Annotated in this window: 16 protein-coding genes and 1 tRNA gene; 5 read left to right on the top strand and 12 right to left on the bottom strand. The window is 69.0% G+C overall.

Features of this window, described 5'->3' with window-relative positions:
* Positions 1 to 263: 263 nt before the first annotated feature.
* The 8 genes from EV643_RS24275 to EV643_RS24235 form a co-directional block, all read right to left on the bottom strand.
* Positions 264 to 336: transfer RNA gene (locus EV643_RS24275), tRNA-Ala, on the bottom strand.
* A gap of 102 nt (positions 337 to 438) precedes the next feature.
* Complete coding sequence (sepX, locus tag EV643_RS44255; protein ID WP_166665549.1) at positions 439 to 1,335, bottom strand: divisome protein SepX/GlpR; 897 nt, start codon at positions 1,333 to 1,335, stop codon at positions 439 to 441.
* A gap of 98 nt (positions 1,336 to 1,433) precedes the next feature.
* Positions 1,434 to 2,051 carry a GNAT family N-acetyltransferase gene (locus EV643_RS24260; RefSeq protein ID WP_133802429.1) on the bottom strand — a complete coding sequence of 206 codons (618 nt, stop codon included), beginning with the start codon at positions 2,049 to 2,051 and terminating at the stop codon, positions 1,434 to 1,436.
* On the bottom strand, positions 2,051 to 2,539 hold the full coding sequence (locus EV643_RS24255; RefSeq protein ID WP_133802428.1) for a MogA/MoaB family molybdenum cofactor biosynthesis protein: 489 nt from the start codon (positions 2,537 to 2,539) through the stop codon (positions 2,051 to 2,053). The genes EV643_RS24260 and EV643_RS24255 overlap by 1 nt, the downstream gene beginning before the upstream one ends.
* Positions 2,536 to 3,021, bottom strand: coding sequence for a cyclic pyranopterin monophosphate synthase MoaC (gene moaC / locus EV643_RS24250; protein ID WP_133802427.1), 486 nt, complete (start codon positions 3,019 to 3,021; stop codon positions 2,536 to 2,538). The genes EV643_RS24255 and moaC overlap by 4 nt, the downstream gene beginning before the upstream one ends.
* Positions 3,018 to 4,244 carry a molybdotransferase-like divisome protein Glp gene (gene glp, locus EV643_RS24245; protein ID WP_133802426.1) on the bottom strand — a complete coding sequence of 409 codons (1,227 nt, stop codon included), beginning with the start codon at positions 4,242 to 4,244 and terminating at the stop codon, positions 3,018 to 3,020. Before glp ends, moaC begins: the two co-directional genes overlap by 4 nt.
* Positions 4,241 to 4,720 carry a GNAT family N-acetyltransferase gene (locus EV643_RS24240; RefSeq protein ID WP_133802425.1) on the bottom strand — a complete coding sequence of 160 codons (480 nt, stop codon included), beginning with the start codon at positions 4,718 to 4,720 and terminating at the stop codon, positions 4,241 to 4,243. The genes glp and EV643_RS24240 overlap by 4 nt, the downstream gene beginning before the upstream one ends.
* Positions 4,713 to 6,110, bottom strand: coding sequence for a UTP--glucose-1-phosphate uridylyltransferase (locus EV643_RS24235; protein WP_133802424.1), 1,398 nt, complete (start codon positions 6,108 to 6,110; stop codon positions 4,713 to 4,715). The genes EV643_RS24240 and EV643_RS24235 overlap by 8 nt, the downstream gene beginning before the upstream one ends.
* Positions 6,111 to 6,179: 69 nt before the next feature.
* Between EV643_RS24235 and EV643_RS24230 the strand changes: the two genes are divergently transcribed.
* Positions 6,180 to 6,725 carry a 5-formyltetrahydrofolate cyclo-ligase gene (locus tag EV643_RS24230; RefSeq protein ID WP_133802423.1) on the top strand — a complete coding sequence of 182 codons (546 nt, stop codon included), beginning with the start codon at positions 6,180 to 6,182 and terminating at the stop codon, positions 6,723 to 6,725.
* A 1-nt stretch (position 6,726) separates the two neighbouring features.
* The gene (locus EV643_RS24225) at positions 6,727 to 7,788 is read left to right on the top strand and encodes a serine hydrolase domain-containing protein (protein WP_133802422.1); all 1,062 of its coding nucleotides are present in this window, start codon (positions 6,727 to 6,729) and stop codon (positions 7,786 to 7,788) included.
* On the opposite strand, the gene EV643_RS24220 is transcribed toward EV643_RS24225, so the two are convergent.
* Positions 7,769 to 10,315, bottom strand: coding sequence for a penicillin acylase family protein (locus tag EV643_RS24220; RefSeq protein WP_133802421.1), 2,547 nt, complete (start codon positions 10,313 to 10,315; stop codon positions 7,769 to 7,771). The genes EV643_RS24225 and EV643_RS24220 overlap by 20 nt on opposite strands.
* 179 nt (positions 10,316 to 10,494) lie before the next feature.
* Between EV643_RS24220 and EV643_RS24215 the strand changes: the two genes are divergently transcribed.
* From EV643_RS24215 to mscL, 3 genes are all read left to right on the top strand, one after another.
* Positions 10,495 to 10,845: an FmdB family zinc ribbon protein gene (locus EV643_RS24215; protein WP_133802420.1), complete on the top strand. Its 351-nt coding sequence runs from the start codon at positions 10,495 to 10,497 to the stop codon at positions 10,843 to 10,845.
* A 67-nt stretch (positions 10,846 to 10,912) separates the two neighbouring features.
* Positions 10,913 to 11,548, top strand: coding sequence for an SAF domain-containing protein (locus EV643_RS24210; protein ID WP_133802419.1), 636 nt, complete (start codon positions 10,913 to 10,915; stop codon positions 11,546 to 11,548).
* Between the two features lie 116 nt (positions 11,549 to 11,664).
* Positions 11,665 to 12,051 carry a large conductance mechanosensitive channel protein MscL gene (mscL, locus tag EV643_RS24205; RefSeq protein WP_133802418.1) on the top strand — a complete coding sequence of 129 codons (387 nt, stop codon included), beginning with the start codon at positions 11,665 to 11,667 and terminating at the stop codon, positions 12,049 to 12,051.
* A 26-nt stretch (positions 12,052 to 12,077) separates the two neighbouring features.
* On the opposite strand, the gene EV643_RS24200 is transcribed toward mscL, so the two are convergent.
* From EV643_RS24200 to EV643_RS24195, 3 genes are read right to left on the bottom strand one after another with little or no spacing between them, the layout of a single operon-like run.
* The gene (locus EV643_RS24200; RefSeq protein WP_133802417.1) at positions 12,078 to 12,365 is read right to left on the bottom strand and encodes a GNAT family N-acetyltransferase; all 288 of its coding nucleotides are present in this window, start codon (positions 12,363 to 12,365) and stop codon (positions 12,078 to 12,080) included.
* Between the two features lie 57 nt (positions 12,366 to 12,422).
* Entirely contained in the window at positions 12,423 to 12,563 is a 141-nt protein-coding gene (locus EV643_RS44250) for a hypothetical protein (protein ID WP_166665558.1), read from the bottom strand.
* Positions 12,564 to 12,581: 18 nt separating this feature from the next.
* Entirely contained in the window at positions 12,582 to 13,271 is a 690-nt protein-coding gene (locus EV643_RS24195; RefSeq protein WP_133802416.1) for a hypothetical protein, read from the bottom strand.
* Positions 13,272 to 13,372 lie beyond the last annotated feature (101 nt).

The raw sequence follows: 13,372 nt of genomic DNA, 5'->3' as shown, positions 1-13,372 counted from the left end.
CCGCCGAACCCAGCCACAGAAGCCGAGCGAAGCGAAGGCCCCCAGGTGAGCGAACCGCCGAACCCAGCCACAGAAGCCGAGCGAAGCGAAGGCCCCCAGGTGAGCGAACCGCCGAACCCAGCCACAGAAGCCGAGCGAAGCGAAGGCCCAAGGGGGGTGCGGGTGGCGGAGCCCCCGCTCGCGGCAAGCGAAGCGCAGCCGCACAAACGACGAAGGCGAGGCCGCCTGCGCTTTCAGCAGGCACACCTCGCCCATCGCCTTCGTGGAGCTGAGGGGATTCGAACCCCTGGCCTCTTCGTTGCGAACGAAGCGCGCTACCAACTGCGCCACAGCCCCAGGTTGCCGCGGTAGTGCCTTGCGACCGCGAAACTCTAACACGCGAGCGGTCGCTGGCTGAAATTGGATTCGACCCACAGCGGCAGGCCGGCGGGGTGCCGGTCAGTCGCCTACTGCGCGGCGGATTTCGGGTTCGGCGGGGGCTTCGGGGGCCTCTGGTGCGGCGGGGGGTGCTGTGTCGGCGTCGGGCTCGGGGAGGCGGGCGGAGGAGAAGACCTCGGGGCCGGAGAGGTTGATCGTGCGGACGGTCCGGTCGGGGGCCTTCTCCTTGAGCACGTACGTCGGCAGCGTGACCGGTACCGGGTCCCACAGCGCTTCCGACGAGGTCGGGGCAGCCGGCTTGGTTTCGGCGGCAGACTCGGCGGCAGCGGTCGGGAGCTTGACCTCGACGGTCAGCTCGTTGTCCGGGGAGGACGGCGCGGCGGATGGGCCCCGGTCGTGCCGGGCTTCGGTGCGGGCGCGTCGTTCGGCGGCCAGGGCAGCGCGGTCGCGGGCCTGCCGGCGAAGCTGGATCCGAGTCAGGACGACGAAGATGACGATCAGCCCGGCCGGGATCGCGACGCTCCACCAGAGCAGGATCTCCAGCCCGGCCAGTGCGACGACGGACAGCAGCGAAAGGGTCAGGATCGACAGCACCCGCCGACGGCGCATCGCGGCCACCCGGCGGGCTCTGTTCGGGACGTACCGCGACGGCGGCGGCTTGGCATCCGCCGCACCGGAAGCACCCCCGCCACCCGAAGCACCACCAGCACCCGAAGCACCACCGGCACCCGAGGCACCGCCAGCCGAACCACCAGCACCGGAAGCAGCGCCGGCCGCGCGGACGACGTACCGGGCCCGGGAGCCGTCGGCACGGGACAGGACGCGCGCGGCCGACGACGAGTACTTCTCCGCCGAGCGGCGCCGGCTGGCCTCGTCGTTGCGCTTCAAAAGCATCGGGACGAGGTAAGCGGCCCACGCGGCGACGATCGCCACATAGATCAGCCCTGTCGTCCCCATGCGACGACGCTAAGACCCGGAGCGGTTCACTTGGGGTACATGAGACGGTGTGTCGCAAGAAGACTTGTGTGACTGATGTGAATAGCCACGCTCCGTGATCACTTCAATCGCGCGACGAGGCCCGGCCCGACTTCCTCGACGTTGAGGGCGAAGATCCGATGGTCGCGCCAATCACCGTCGATGTGCAGGAACCGCGGCCGCTCACCTTCGTACCGGAACCCGAGCTTCTCCACCACCCGCAGACTCGCCTTGTTCTCCGGCCGGATCGCGACCTCGAGCCGATGCAGACCGAGTGCGAACCAGCAGTGGTCCGCGGCCAGCGCCACTGCCGTCGGCACGATCCCGCGACCCGCGTACTGCTCGTCGACCCAGTAGCCGAGGTTCGCCCATCGCGCCGACCCGTACGTGATCCCCGACACCGTCAACTGCCCGACCAGCGGCCACTTGGCCCGTGCACCAGGGGCCGCAGCACCGCCGTACGTGATGACGAAGGGCAGCATCCGCCCGTACCGCGCCTGCCGGTTCCAGTCGCGCGCCATCGCCCGGAACGTGCGGGCACCGTCCTCGGCACCCGGTGGTTGCGTGGCGTCCCACGGCCGTAGCCAACTGACGTTGCGCTGCCGGGCCGCACTCCACTCGGCACCGTCACCCGCACGGAGGGGCCGGAGAGCGACCTGCCCGTGCCGGAGTTCGACGGGCCAGTGGATGGTTGCCATCAGCCCTGATCCGTCCGGGGGTGGTCACCGCCGCCGACCTGGTCCACCGCGTGACGCAGGAGCGGTTCGAGTACGACCAGGCCGTCCTTGACGCCACCACGCGAACCAGGGAGGTTCACGATCACCGTCTTGCCCGCCACTCCCGCAGTACCGCGGGACAATGCGGCAGTAGGCACCCCCTGCGCGATCCCGTACGCCCGGATGGCCTCCGCGATCCCGGGGATCTCCTTCTCGATCACCTCGGCGGTCCGCTCGGGTGTCTGGTCTGTTGGCGAGATCCCGGTACCACCGGTCGTGACGACCACGTCGTACGACGCCCCGACCGCCGCGAGCAACGCCTCCCCCACCGGTGCACCGTCGGCCACGACCTGCGGCCCGTCGGTTTCGAAACCCCACTCGGTCAAGCGGTCCGCGATCAGCGGTCCGGTCGTGTCGGAGTAGATCCCCGCGGCCGCCCGGTTCGAGACACTGATGACCAGGGCTCTCACGGGCGCTCCCAGTGACCGGTCTTGCCGCCGTCCTTCGTCTCCACCCGCACGTCGGACAGCACGGCCGCCGGGTCGATCGCCTTCACCATGTCGATCACGGCGAGCCCCGCAACGGCCACGGCGGTCAGCGCCTCCATCTCGACGCCGGTGCGGTCGGTGGTCTTCACGACGGCCTCGATCAGTACCGCGTCGTCGGCGACCTCCAGGTTGACCTTGACCCCGGTCAGCGCGATCGGGTGACACAGCGGAACCAGGTCCGGGGTCCGCTTGGCGCCCATGATCCCGGCGATCCGGGCCACCCCGAGCGCGTCGCCCTTCGGCACTCCCTCACCGCGGAGCGCCCCGATCACCTCGGCCGACACGAACACCTTGCCCGAGGCAACAGCCTGCCGGGCGGACTCAGGCTTCGCCGACACGTCGACCATCCGCGCGGCACCAGTCTTGTCGACGTGGGTCAGCCCACCAGGCCCAGCCTCGCTCATCCGGTCTCCTCGTCCAGCAGCCAGAGCTCCACCTGTTCGCCGGCCCGGACGGAGGTGACGTCCTCGGGCACCACGATCAGCGCGTTCGACCGGCTCAGCCCGCCGAGCAGGTGTGAGCCGTGGCCGCCGACTGTACTGGCCATCCACCCCTCGTCGCCCGCACTGGCCGCGGCGCGGACGAACTGCCGCTTCCCGGCCGGCGAGGTGAACCCGTCCAGCGACACCCCGTGCACCGGCTGGCGGCGGTACGGCATCGAACCCATCAACTTGCGCAGCGACGGCCGGACGAACACCTCGAACGACACGTACGCCGAAACCGGGTTGCCCGGCAGCGTGAAGATCGGCACCTGGTCGTCACCCATCACGCCGAACCCCTGCGGTTTGCCCGGCTGCATCGCGACCTCGGGGAAGTCGACCGTACCGAGCTTGGTCAGCACCTCCTTGACCACGTCGTACGCGCCCTTGCTCACCCCACCGGAGGTGATCACCAGGTCGGCGCGGACAAGCTGGTCCGACAGCGTGTCCATGATCCGTTTCGGGTCGTCCTCGACGATGCCGACCCGGTACACGACCGCACCGGCCTGCCGCGCCGCTGCCGCCAGGGTGTAGCTGTTCGAGTCGTAGATCTGCCCGTCGCCCAGTCGCGTCCCTGGTTCGCGCAGTTCGGCGCCGGTCGACACCACGACCACCCGGGGCCGTGGGCGCACTGCGACGCGGGTCCGCCCGACCGCAGCGAGCACGGCGATCTGGCGCGGGCCCAGTACGGTCCCCGAGTCGAGCACCTTGTCCCCCGCCTGCACGTCCTCCCCGGCCCGCCGTACGGACGCACCAAGTGCAGGCTGCTGCGCGATCCGTACCTGGACCGTCCCACCGTCCGTCCACTCAACCGGTACGACGCTGTCGGCGCCACGGGGCATCGGCGCGCCCGTCATGATCCGGACACACGTCCCCGGCGTCACCACGATCGGCTCGCTCCGCCCGGCCGCGATCTCGCCGACCACGGGCAACGTCACGGGCTCGTCCTGGGTCGCACCAGCCAGGTCACCGGCCTGCACCGCGTAACCGTCCATCGCCGAGTTGTCGAACCCCGGCAGACTCACCGGCGAAACCACGTCCTCACAGAGCACCAGCCCGAGCGCCTCCATCAACGGCTGCTCGAACGGCGGCAACCCCGTCACCCGCCCCAGGACCACTTCCAAATGCTCGTCAACACTGCGTTTCACCCAGTTGACTCTAGTCGCTCTGGGTGGGCTCCCCAGACCATCCGGACGTCCGGGGCGCGCTCCTCGTTCGCGGAGCCGTCGGTACGGCGTACTTCGGTGAAGCCGTGCCGACGGTAGAACTCCTGAGCCCGGAGGTTGGACTGGAACGTCCACAGCGCGAGTCCACCGGGCCGCAGGTCCTTGGCCAGGTCGACCAGGGCCGAGCCGATCCCCTGGCCCGCGACGTCCGGGTCGACGTACAGCTGGTCCAGGTCGTCACCGTCGAGCGTGAGCACGGCGACGATCCGGCCGTCGTCGAGCGCGATCCAGGTCTCCCCGTCCGGCAGCAGCACGTCGGCGAACCAGATCCGGACCTCTTCCGAGGTGTGAATCGCCGGCGGCAACTGGGCACCGTCGGCGTGCCGCGCCTTCCACCAGACCAGGGCCGCCTCGTCGGTGTCGGACGGCTCCATCGGCCGGATCAGCAGGTCATCCAACGGCGGAGCCCAGTGTGGTCCCGTCCGAGATCTGCAGGTGCTCACCGGCCGGCGCGACCACCTCGACGTCCCCGAGCACCACCACGTCCTTGCCAAAGGCAACGTCACCGCGGACCGCGAGCCGATCGGCCCGGACCAGCGACGGCGGCCCGACCGGGAACCGTGCCTCGAAGTCGGCCAGGATCCTGAAGTACTCCGGGTCCAGATCCACGTACGGCTCGTCACCCTCGTGCGTGGTGGTCAGATCGCCGTCGTCGTCCAGCTCATACACGTCGGAGCGCAGCACCAGCAGGTCGTTCGTCGTCTTCACCGGCTTGAACCGGCTGCGGTCGACGATCACCGCCTGGGACCCCTCGAACGTCTCGATCGCCGTACCCATCCCGGTCTCCAGCTGGATCACCTTCGGCGAACTCGGGTCGGCCGGGTCGACGGTCTTGCGGTTCACGATGATCGGCAATCCGAGGATGCCGTCGTGACCGGCCATCATCTCGGCCAGCCGGTCCAGGTCGATCCACAGGTTGTTGGTGTTGAACGTCCTGTGCCGGGTGATGTCCTGGAACGCGTCGGCGTCGTCGGCGTGCACCTGGGCGCTGTCCCGCAGGATCAGCCGGCCGTCGGAGCGGCGGACCGCGACGTGGCCGCCCTTGCGATCCGACCTGGTCCGGCGGCAGACCTCCATCCCGAACGGGACGTCGTGCTCGGCCATCCAGGCGGCGATCCGGCCGTCCGGGGTGGCGCCGAGGTTGTCCGCGTTGGAGATGAACGCGTGCCGGAATCCGCGCTCGCGGAGCGCGTCGAGCGTGCCGGACGCGACCAGGGCGGTGAAGAGGTCACCGTGACCCGGCGGGCACCAGGCCAGCTCGGGATCGGCCGGCCACTCCGCCGGGGTCAGGCCGTCGGCGAGCAGCTTGGGCTCCATGTTCTGCAGGAAGTCCAGTGGCAGCCCGTCGACACCGAGGTCGGCGTACTCGCGCAGCACCGCGAGCGACTCCTCCTTGGTGCGGAACGAGTTCATCAGCACCAGCGGCAACGGGACGTCGTATGCCTTCCGGGTGCTGAGGATCTGCCGCGCGATGATGTCCAGGAACGTCAGCCCGTCCTTGACCGGCAGCGCGGACTTCGGCCCGGTGACGCCCATCGACGTGCCGAGGCCGCCGTTGAGCTTGATCACCGCGGTCTCGGCCAGCGCCGCGCGCATCGCGTCGGGATCGGTGTCGAGATGCTCCAGGTGGGGTAGATCCCCCACCGGCTCGATGTCGGCCTCGCGGATGGTGCCCTGCTGGCCCGACTCGAGCAACCGGTAGTAGTGCGAGAAGACCTTGATCGCGACATCAGCAGCCCCCGCCGCGCGCATCTTCTCCTGTGCCTGCCTAAGCCCCGCCTCACTCATGCGACAACCCTAGGGCAGAGGATGTAACGACGGCGTTTCCAGTGGCGGAGTTCATAGGATCTGAGGGTGATGCTCACCAAGACCGCCTTTCGGCAGTCGTTGCTCGAAGCCCGCCGGGTCGCCGGCCAGGCACAGGGTCTGCTGGATTCCGCCCGGCTGACAACGGAAGTCCGCCAGGCGCAACGGATCGCCCTCTTCGTGTCCCGCGGACTCGAACCGCAGACCGGCGCCCTGATCGACTGGCTGCTGGCCGCGGGCAAGGAGGTCCTGCTGCCGATCCTGTACGCCGACAACGACCTCGGCTGGGGTATCGCACCGGGCGCCGCTGACCTGGTTCCCGGGCGGCTCGGGTTGTCGGAACCACGGGTGGACCTGGGCTCCGACGCGATCGCGACGGCCGATCTGGTGATCTGCCCGGCGCTCGCGGTCGACCGTACCGGCGTACGGCTCGGGCGCGGCGGCGGTTCGTACGACCGCGCCCTGGCTCGCGTGCCGGCCGGTACTCCGATCTGGGCGGCCGTTTATGACAACGAAATCGTCGAAGAGCTCCCGGCCGACCCGCACGACCACCCGGTCCACGCGGCGATCACACCAACCCGATTGGTCCGGTTCTGACATGTTCGAGTCGTACGTCGAGAGTGGCGTCCTGGCCGGCGTGATCGCGCTGCGGGACCGGGCGGGTGAGACCTCGATCGAGGTGCACGGGCGGATGGCGTACGGCGGGGAACCGTTGGAGCGGGACAGCCTGTTCCGGGTCGCGTCGTTGACCAAGCCGATCGTGGCGGCCGCGGCGATGATCCTGGTGGACGAGGGCCGGATCGACCTCGATGCTCCGGTGGATCCGTTGCTACCGGAACTGGCCTCAGCCCGGGTACTGCGGCAGCCGGACAGTCCCGTGGACGACACGGTGCCGTTGGCTCGGCCGATCACGTTGCGGGATCTGCTGACGCTCCGGCTCGGGTTCGGCGAGACGGACCACTCGGGTCTGCGGGCCCTGGAGGAGGAGCTGGAACTGCGGACGCTCGGCCCGCCGAAGCCACGGACACCGTTGGAGCCGGACGAGTGGATGCGGCGACTCGGCACGGTGCCGTTGCAGTATCAGCCGGGTGAACGGTGGTTGTACGGGACCGGCTCGGACGTGCTCGGCGTACTGCTTGCTCGTGCGTCCGGGATGCCGTTGGAGGAGTTCTTGCGGGCGCGGATCTTCGAGCCGCTGGGGATGACGTCGACCGGGTTCACGGTCAAGGATGCGTCGCGGCTGACGACGGCGTACGTGGGTGACGAGGTGTTCGACTCGGCCGCGGAGAGCCAGTGGTCGTCGGCGCCGGCGTTCCCCGACGCCGGTGGCGGGCTGATCTCGACCGCGGACGACTTCCTCGCCTTCGCCCGGATGTTGCTTGCTGAAGGCAACGGAATCCTGTCGGCGTCGGCGGTGCGGCAGATGACGACCGACTACCTGACCGCGGCTGAGCGGGAGGCGGCCGCAGGCCTCCTCGGTGGCGCCGGCTGGGGTTTCGGGCTGGGGATCAGCCCGGACAGCTACGGCTGGGCCGGCGGGCTCGGCACCATGTGGATGAACGCGCCGGAGCAGCAGACCATCTCGATCGTGCTGACCCAGCGCGCGTTGTGGAGCTGGCCGGGCGACCTCTTCGAGGCCTTCACCGCTCCGGTTTGGTGAACGTGAGCGTGTGCTCGCGCTTCGCCTCGACCGCGCCCTTGCTGAACGCCCAGGGCAGGGTCTCGCCCTTCACCCACAGGTCGGTCTGGTCGGTGTAGTTCGAGCTGAACGCGTGGCCGGAGACGCCGGTCAGGTTGATCCAGCGTGACTTGTCGAAGTCCGACAGGTCGACCACCATCCGCATCGACGGGGTCGCAGTCACGGTGTATCCCTGGGACGCGTCCCAGGCGGTCGCGTTGACGAGCGACGAGCCGCCGCCGAGCTCGTACGGGCCGCGGTTGAACAGTCTGTCCACAGCGCCGATCCCGGACTTGCCGAGGGTCTGGTTCGTCAGGGTCAGCTTGTGCAGCCTGCCCCACTGCCAGTTGTCCGGCTCGCGCGCCATCTTGGTGGTGATCTCGGCCCGCGCGTCGACCAGGGACTCACGCAGGATGTCGTCGCGGCTCTCCCGCTGCGGGGTGCGCAGGTCGTCCCACCAGGAGCTGTTCGGCTGGTCCAGCAGGGTGCGGATCACCTCGAACCAGCGCGAACCGCCGTCCGGCCAGGCCGATTCCGGCAGTTGGTCGTGGAAGGTGAGCGCGAGCAGGTTGCGCCAGACGATGTTGAAGTACGCCGCCGGGGCCGAGTCGGCGGGCTCGGTGAAGTCCCAGCCGCGGAGCACGTCCTGGCCCTGCTTGTCGAAGTCGTCGTCGATCCCGATCCGGAGCAGAGACGGGACCAGCTTCTCGGCGTTCAGGTTCTTGGTGTCCAGCTGGATCGACGACATCTTGCCGACGTCGAGTTTGCCGGCCCGGCGGATCCGGTCGAGGATCTGCTGGGACCGGTAGCCGTAGTCCCAGTCGTTGGTCAGGTCGTACTTGTAGGACTTCGGCACCACGGCCTGGTTCGCGGTGACGATGATCCCGTCCGCCGGGTCGAACTCGGTCGGCATCGCCTGGAACGGGATGAACCCGGCCCACTCGTACTTCGGGTCCCAGCCCGGCACCGGCCAGTCGCCCGTGCCGGACCGGCGGATCGGGATCTTGCCGGGCGCCTGGTAACCGATGTGGCCCTCCCGATCGGCGTACACCAGGTTCTGCGACGGGACCTCGAACAAGGTCGCCGCGGTCCGGAACGCCGACCAGGTCTGCGCCTTGTTGATCGCGAAGATCGCGTCCGCGGTCCGGCCCGGGGTGAGCGCGGTCCAGCGCAACGCGACGCCGTACGGCTCGGTGCTCTTGCCCTTCGCGGCGAGGTCACCCGCCTCGCGCGCATCGTCGTCGACGTCCGAGATGAGCGGGCCGTGCCGGGTCTCCCGCACGGTGATCTTCTCGTCCTGCTCCTGCCCGGCGACCTTGAACGTCTCGGTCCGGGTGGTCAGCGGCTCGACCTTGCCGTTGTAGAGGACGCCCTCGCCGCTCAGCCGCTCGAGGTACAGGTCCATCACGTCGGGGTCGAGGTTGGTGAAACCCCAGGAGATCGAGCTGTTGTGGCCGATCACCACGCCAGGCAGGCCGGAGAAGCTGAACCCGGACACGTCGAACGGACACTGCGGGCTGAACTTGTTGCAGTGCAGGCCGACCTGGCTCCAGATCCCCGGCATGGTCGCGCCCAGATGCGGGTCGTTCGCCAGCAGCGGTTTGCCGGAAGTGGTGTGCTCACCGGAGACGACCCACGAGTTCGAGCCGATGCCGTCGCCGCGGCCGAGCAACTGCGGCAGGCCCTTGGCCACCTTGTCGACGCTGTCGAGCGACTTCAGCAGGTCCTTCGACAGCGTCACCCGGCGCGCCGCACTCTCCGACGCGGTGGTGCTGAACCTGCCCTCCGCGTCGACCGAGCCTTCGGGGAGGATCGGCTCGTTCCGGTCGTACGGGTACGCCGGGTAGAGGGTGTTGACGGTCTTCGCAGGGATCGTGGCGGCCAGCTTGGTCCGGGTGATCTCCTCGTCCAGGTTGCCGCCGAGGTCCCACGCCATCGCCTTCAGCCAGGCCAGCGAGTCGGCCGCCGTCCACGGCTCCGGACGGTAGTCGCTGTCTCCCCCACCGACCGCGGCCTGCAGCGACAGTACGGCGTACTCGAGGCTGAGGCCGGAGCCGGCGTGAGTGTCGAGGTACGCGTTGACACCGCGCGCGTAGTCGTCGAGGTACTGCCGGGTGGCCGGGCTGAGCAGACCCAGCTCCTTCTCGGCGACCCTGCGCCAGCCGAGCGTGCGGACGAACTTGTCCGTCTCGAGCGCGTCCTTGCCGAACAGCTCGGCCAGTCGCCCGGACGTCACGTGCCGGCGGAAGTCCATCTCGAAGAACCGGTCCTGCGCGTGCACATAGCCCTGCGCGGCGAACAGATCGGACGGCTTGTCCGCGTAGATCTGCGGGATGCCGTTGCCGTCGCGGACCACCTCGACGTCCGCTTCGAGGCCGGGCAGCTCGATCGACCCGTCGTAACTCGGGAACGAGTGACGGACCACGAAAACCCCGGTCCCGGCCACCACCAGAAGAACGGTGGCGAGCACGATTCCGGTCCCGATGATGACTCGAAGCAGGCGACGCACGGACCAACCGTAGAGAATCCGGCCCCACACCCCAAATGGGGGCTCAACACGGAGTGAGAGTGCTCACTTACGCCGGCGCGAGCGGCTGCGTTCGGTACCGAGTTGGAATACTTCGGGGCTCTGGCGCATTATTAGCAGTCGAGTAGTAGGAGTGCCAGGCGGCCCAGAAGGGGAATCACGTGCCGACGTACCAGTACCAGTGCACCGAGTGCGGCGAAGCTCTCGAGGTCCGGCAGAGCTTCACCGACGACGCGCTGACCGTGTGCCCGAACTGCGAGGGCACGCTGCGCAAGGTGTTCAACGCGGTCGGTGTGGTGTTCAAGGGTTCCGGCTTCTACCGGACCGACAGCCGCTCGTCGTCGAACGGCTCCGCCGCCGGCGGCAAGAAGGAGCCGTCGACCGCGGCGTCTTCGGCCTCCTCCTCGACCGGCTCCGGCTCTTCCGGTTCTTCTTCGTCGGGTACGTCGTCTTCGGGTTCCTCGTCCTCGGGTTCTGGCTCCTCTTCTTCGACGTCGACCAGCGCCGCCTGACCGCTCCGATCGGGGCCATGTGGATAACCAACCCGGGCCGGCTGGAGAAACTCGTACCTTCTCTGGCATGAAACCCTCTTCGTCCTTCCGCGACCTGTCCCGTCTCCTGCTCCGCGTCGCCCGCTGGCACCGTCGGCTCCTGGCCGGCGTCGCCGCGGCAGCCGCTGCCTGGTTCGCCCTGGCGGCCGTCTCCCCGCCGCCGGCGCCGACCATCGCCGTCCTCGCCGCCGAGCGGGATCTCCCAGGCGGCACGGCGCCCAAACCCGGCGACCTGCGCACGCTCCAGCTTCCACCTTCGGCCGTCCCCGCGGGCGCCCTTCGACCAGGCACCGACCTGAGCCGGCGTGTGCTCGCCACCGCGGTCCGCTCCGGCGAGCCGCTCACCGACGCTCGCTTCCTCACTCCGACGGCAGTCCCACCCGGCCTGGTCGCCTACCCCCTACGCCTCGACGACCCCGCCATCGTCGCCCTCCTCCATCCCGGCGACCGCCTCGACCTGTACGCCGCAACGTCCGCCGCCACCGACTCAGCCATCCACCTGGCTCGCGCGATCCCTGTGCTGGCCATCCCCGCTACCGCGACGCGGACCGGGCCGTCGGGCGCACTCGTCGTACTGGCAGCCACGCCCGCCACCGCCGCCCGGATCGCGCAGGCGGCAGCCAACTCGCGCATCACCATCGCGCTGACCCCCGACACGAGCTGAACTGAACTCCACTCGACTTTGCGGCGCGCGCGCTCGCCTGGGTGGGTCGGTAGCCCTACGTTGACCGGGTAAAGACGCCGAGGGCCACGTCAGGCCCTGAACTCGGAGGCAGGGACATGCTCAAGGGCTTCAAAGAATTCATCATGCGGGGAAACGTCGTCGATCTCGCGGTCGCCGTCGTGATCGGCGCGGCTTTCGGCCAGATCGTGACCGCGCTCGTCGAGGGCCTGATCAACCCACTGATCGCCGCGATCTTCGGCGAGCCCGACGTCACCGGGGTCGGCAACTTCGAAATCAACAACGCCGACTTCTCGATCGGCCTGGTGCTGCAGGCGCTGATCAACTTCCTGTTCATCGCCGCCGCCATCTACTTCTTCATCGTGCTGCCGATCAACAAGCTCAACGAGCGCCGCGCCCGCGGCCAGGAGCCCGAGCCCGAGGAACTCACCACCGACCAGCAGCTCCTCACCGAGATCCGCGACTCCCTCCGCACCCGCTCCTGACTGCTCTCCGGCCCGGGGCGGCGAGGTCAGTCGTCCCCGGTCGGGTACTGCATCCAGGTGTAGGCGATCGGCTGCGCCTTGTTCCACTCGGCGGCCAGCTCGTCGGTCACCCGCAGGAAGCCGACCCGCTCGTACATCCGTATCGCCGGGAGGTTGTCGGGCCGGACACGCAAGAACACATCCGAATGCCCGGAATCCAGTGCCTGCCCAAGCAGAGCACGGACGAACACCGGCCCGAGTCCGACCTCCTCCGCCGACGTCGCCCAACCAGCCACCAACGCGGTATGACCGCCCTCGAACTCCCGTAGCTCCATCACAGCCCCCTCCGACCGACCCTACGCAAGCAACACCCGATCGACCCACAGGAGCTGTCATTCGTGGTGTGGGGGGACCTCGCGGAGGATGCGCTCGTCGTCGTCGGCCGCGAAATCGTTGTCGCCCCAGGTCCGCGGATCGTCGTCGCGGGTCTGGTCCGGCAGCAGCGGCTCGTCGTCTTCATACGGGCTCGTCATGGCACCCAGATTACTGGGTCAGTCCTGCCCTGGGATGCGAGGCAGGTTCTGCTGCTGGCCGCCCTCCAACTCGCCGTGGGCCTGGGCTCCCGGCCCGACCTGCGGCTGCGCGGCCGCCTGCACCAGCGCCTGGATCCCCGGCTCGGTCTGCCAGCGTTCGGCCCCGAGCACCGACCAGGCCGTCAGCACCGACAGCGTCGGTACAGCGAGACCGCCGAGCTGCAGCGGTTCGGCGTTCTGGAAGCCGAAGGTGATCTGCCAGTTGGCCGGATCCGGATAGAACTCCTGCACCGCGCTGTAGTAGAAGCTCATCCAGCCGCGCTGGGCCAGATGCGTCATCAGCCGGTAGTTGGTCGCGATCAGCTGCACCTCCTGCAGATCGCGCCACATCAGCTGCATGTCCCGGCGCGCCGCCGCCTTCCGGCTGGAGTTCACCGCCGCGTTCGCCGCCATCATGCCGAGCACCATGCCGGGGTTGCCGAAGAAGAAGCCGCCGCTCTGCGTGTACCGGCCACTGCCCCCGTAAAGCCGGGCGTAGTGCGCCGAGGTCTGCAGGTACGCCGTCTCGCCCTGCTCGAGCACGATCCCGTACAGCGTCAGCGGCTGCGGCGCGTTCCCGCCCATCAGCCAGCGCGCCCAGTCCTGACCCAGCTGCCACTCCTCGCGTTCCCGGCGAGCGAGCTCGGCGGCATCTTTCCGCTTGCCCACGTCCGTCCCTTCCTCCGGCTGCAGTCGGCATCATTCCATCCCACCCGGGTGAACAGTCCGCAGGTGTTACAGATCTGCTGCTTTTGCCACTCGATCCGGCC

It is taken from the genome of Kribbella caucasensis (assembly GCF_004361855.1).
In the GTDB taxonomy this organism is placed as follows: domain Bacteria; phylum Actinomycetota; class Actinomycetes; order Propionibacteriales; family Kribbellaceae; genus Kribbella; species Kribbella caucasensis.
The sequence above is the reverse complement of the archived record's forward strand: the minus strand, read 5'-3'. Positions and strand labels throughout refer to the sequence as shown.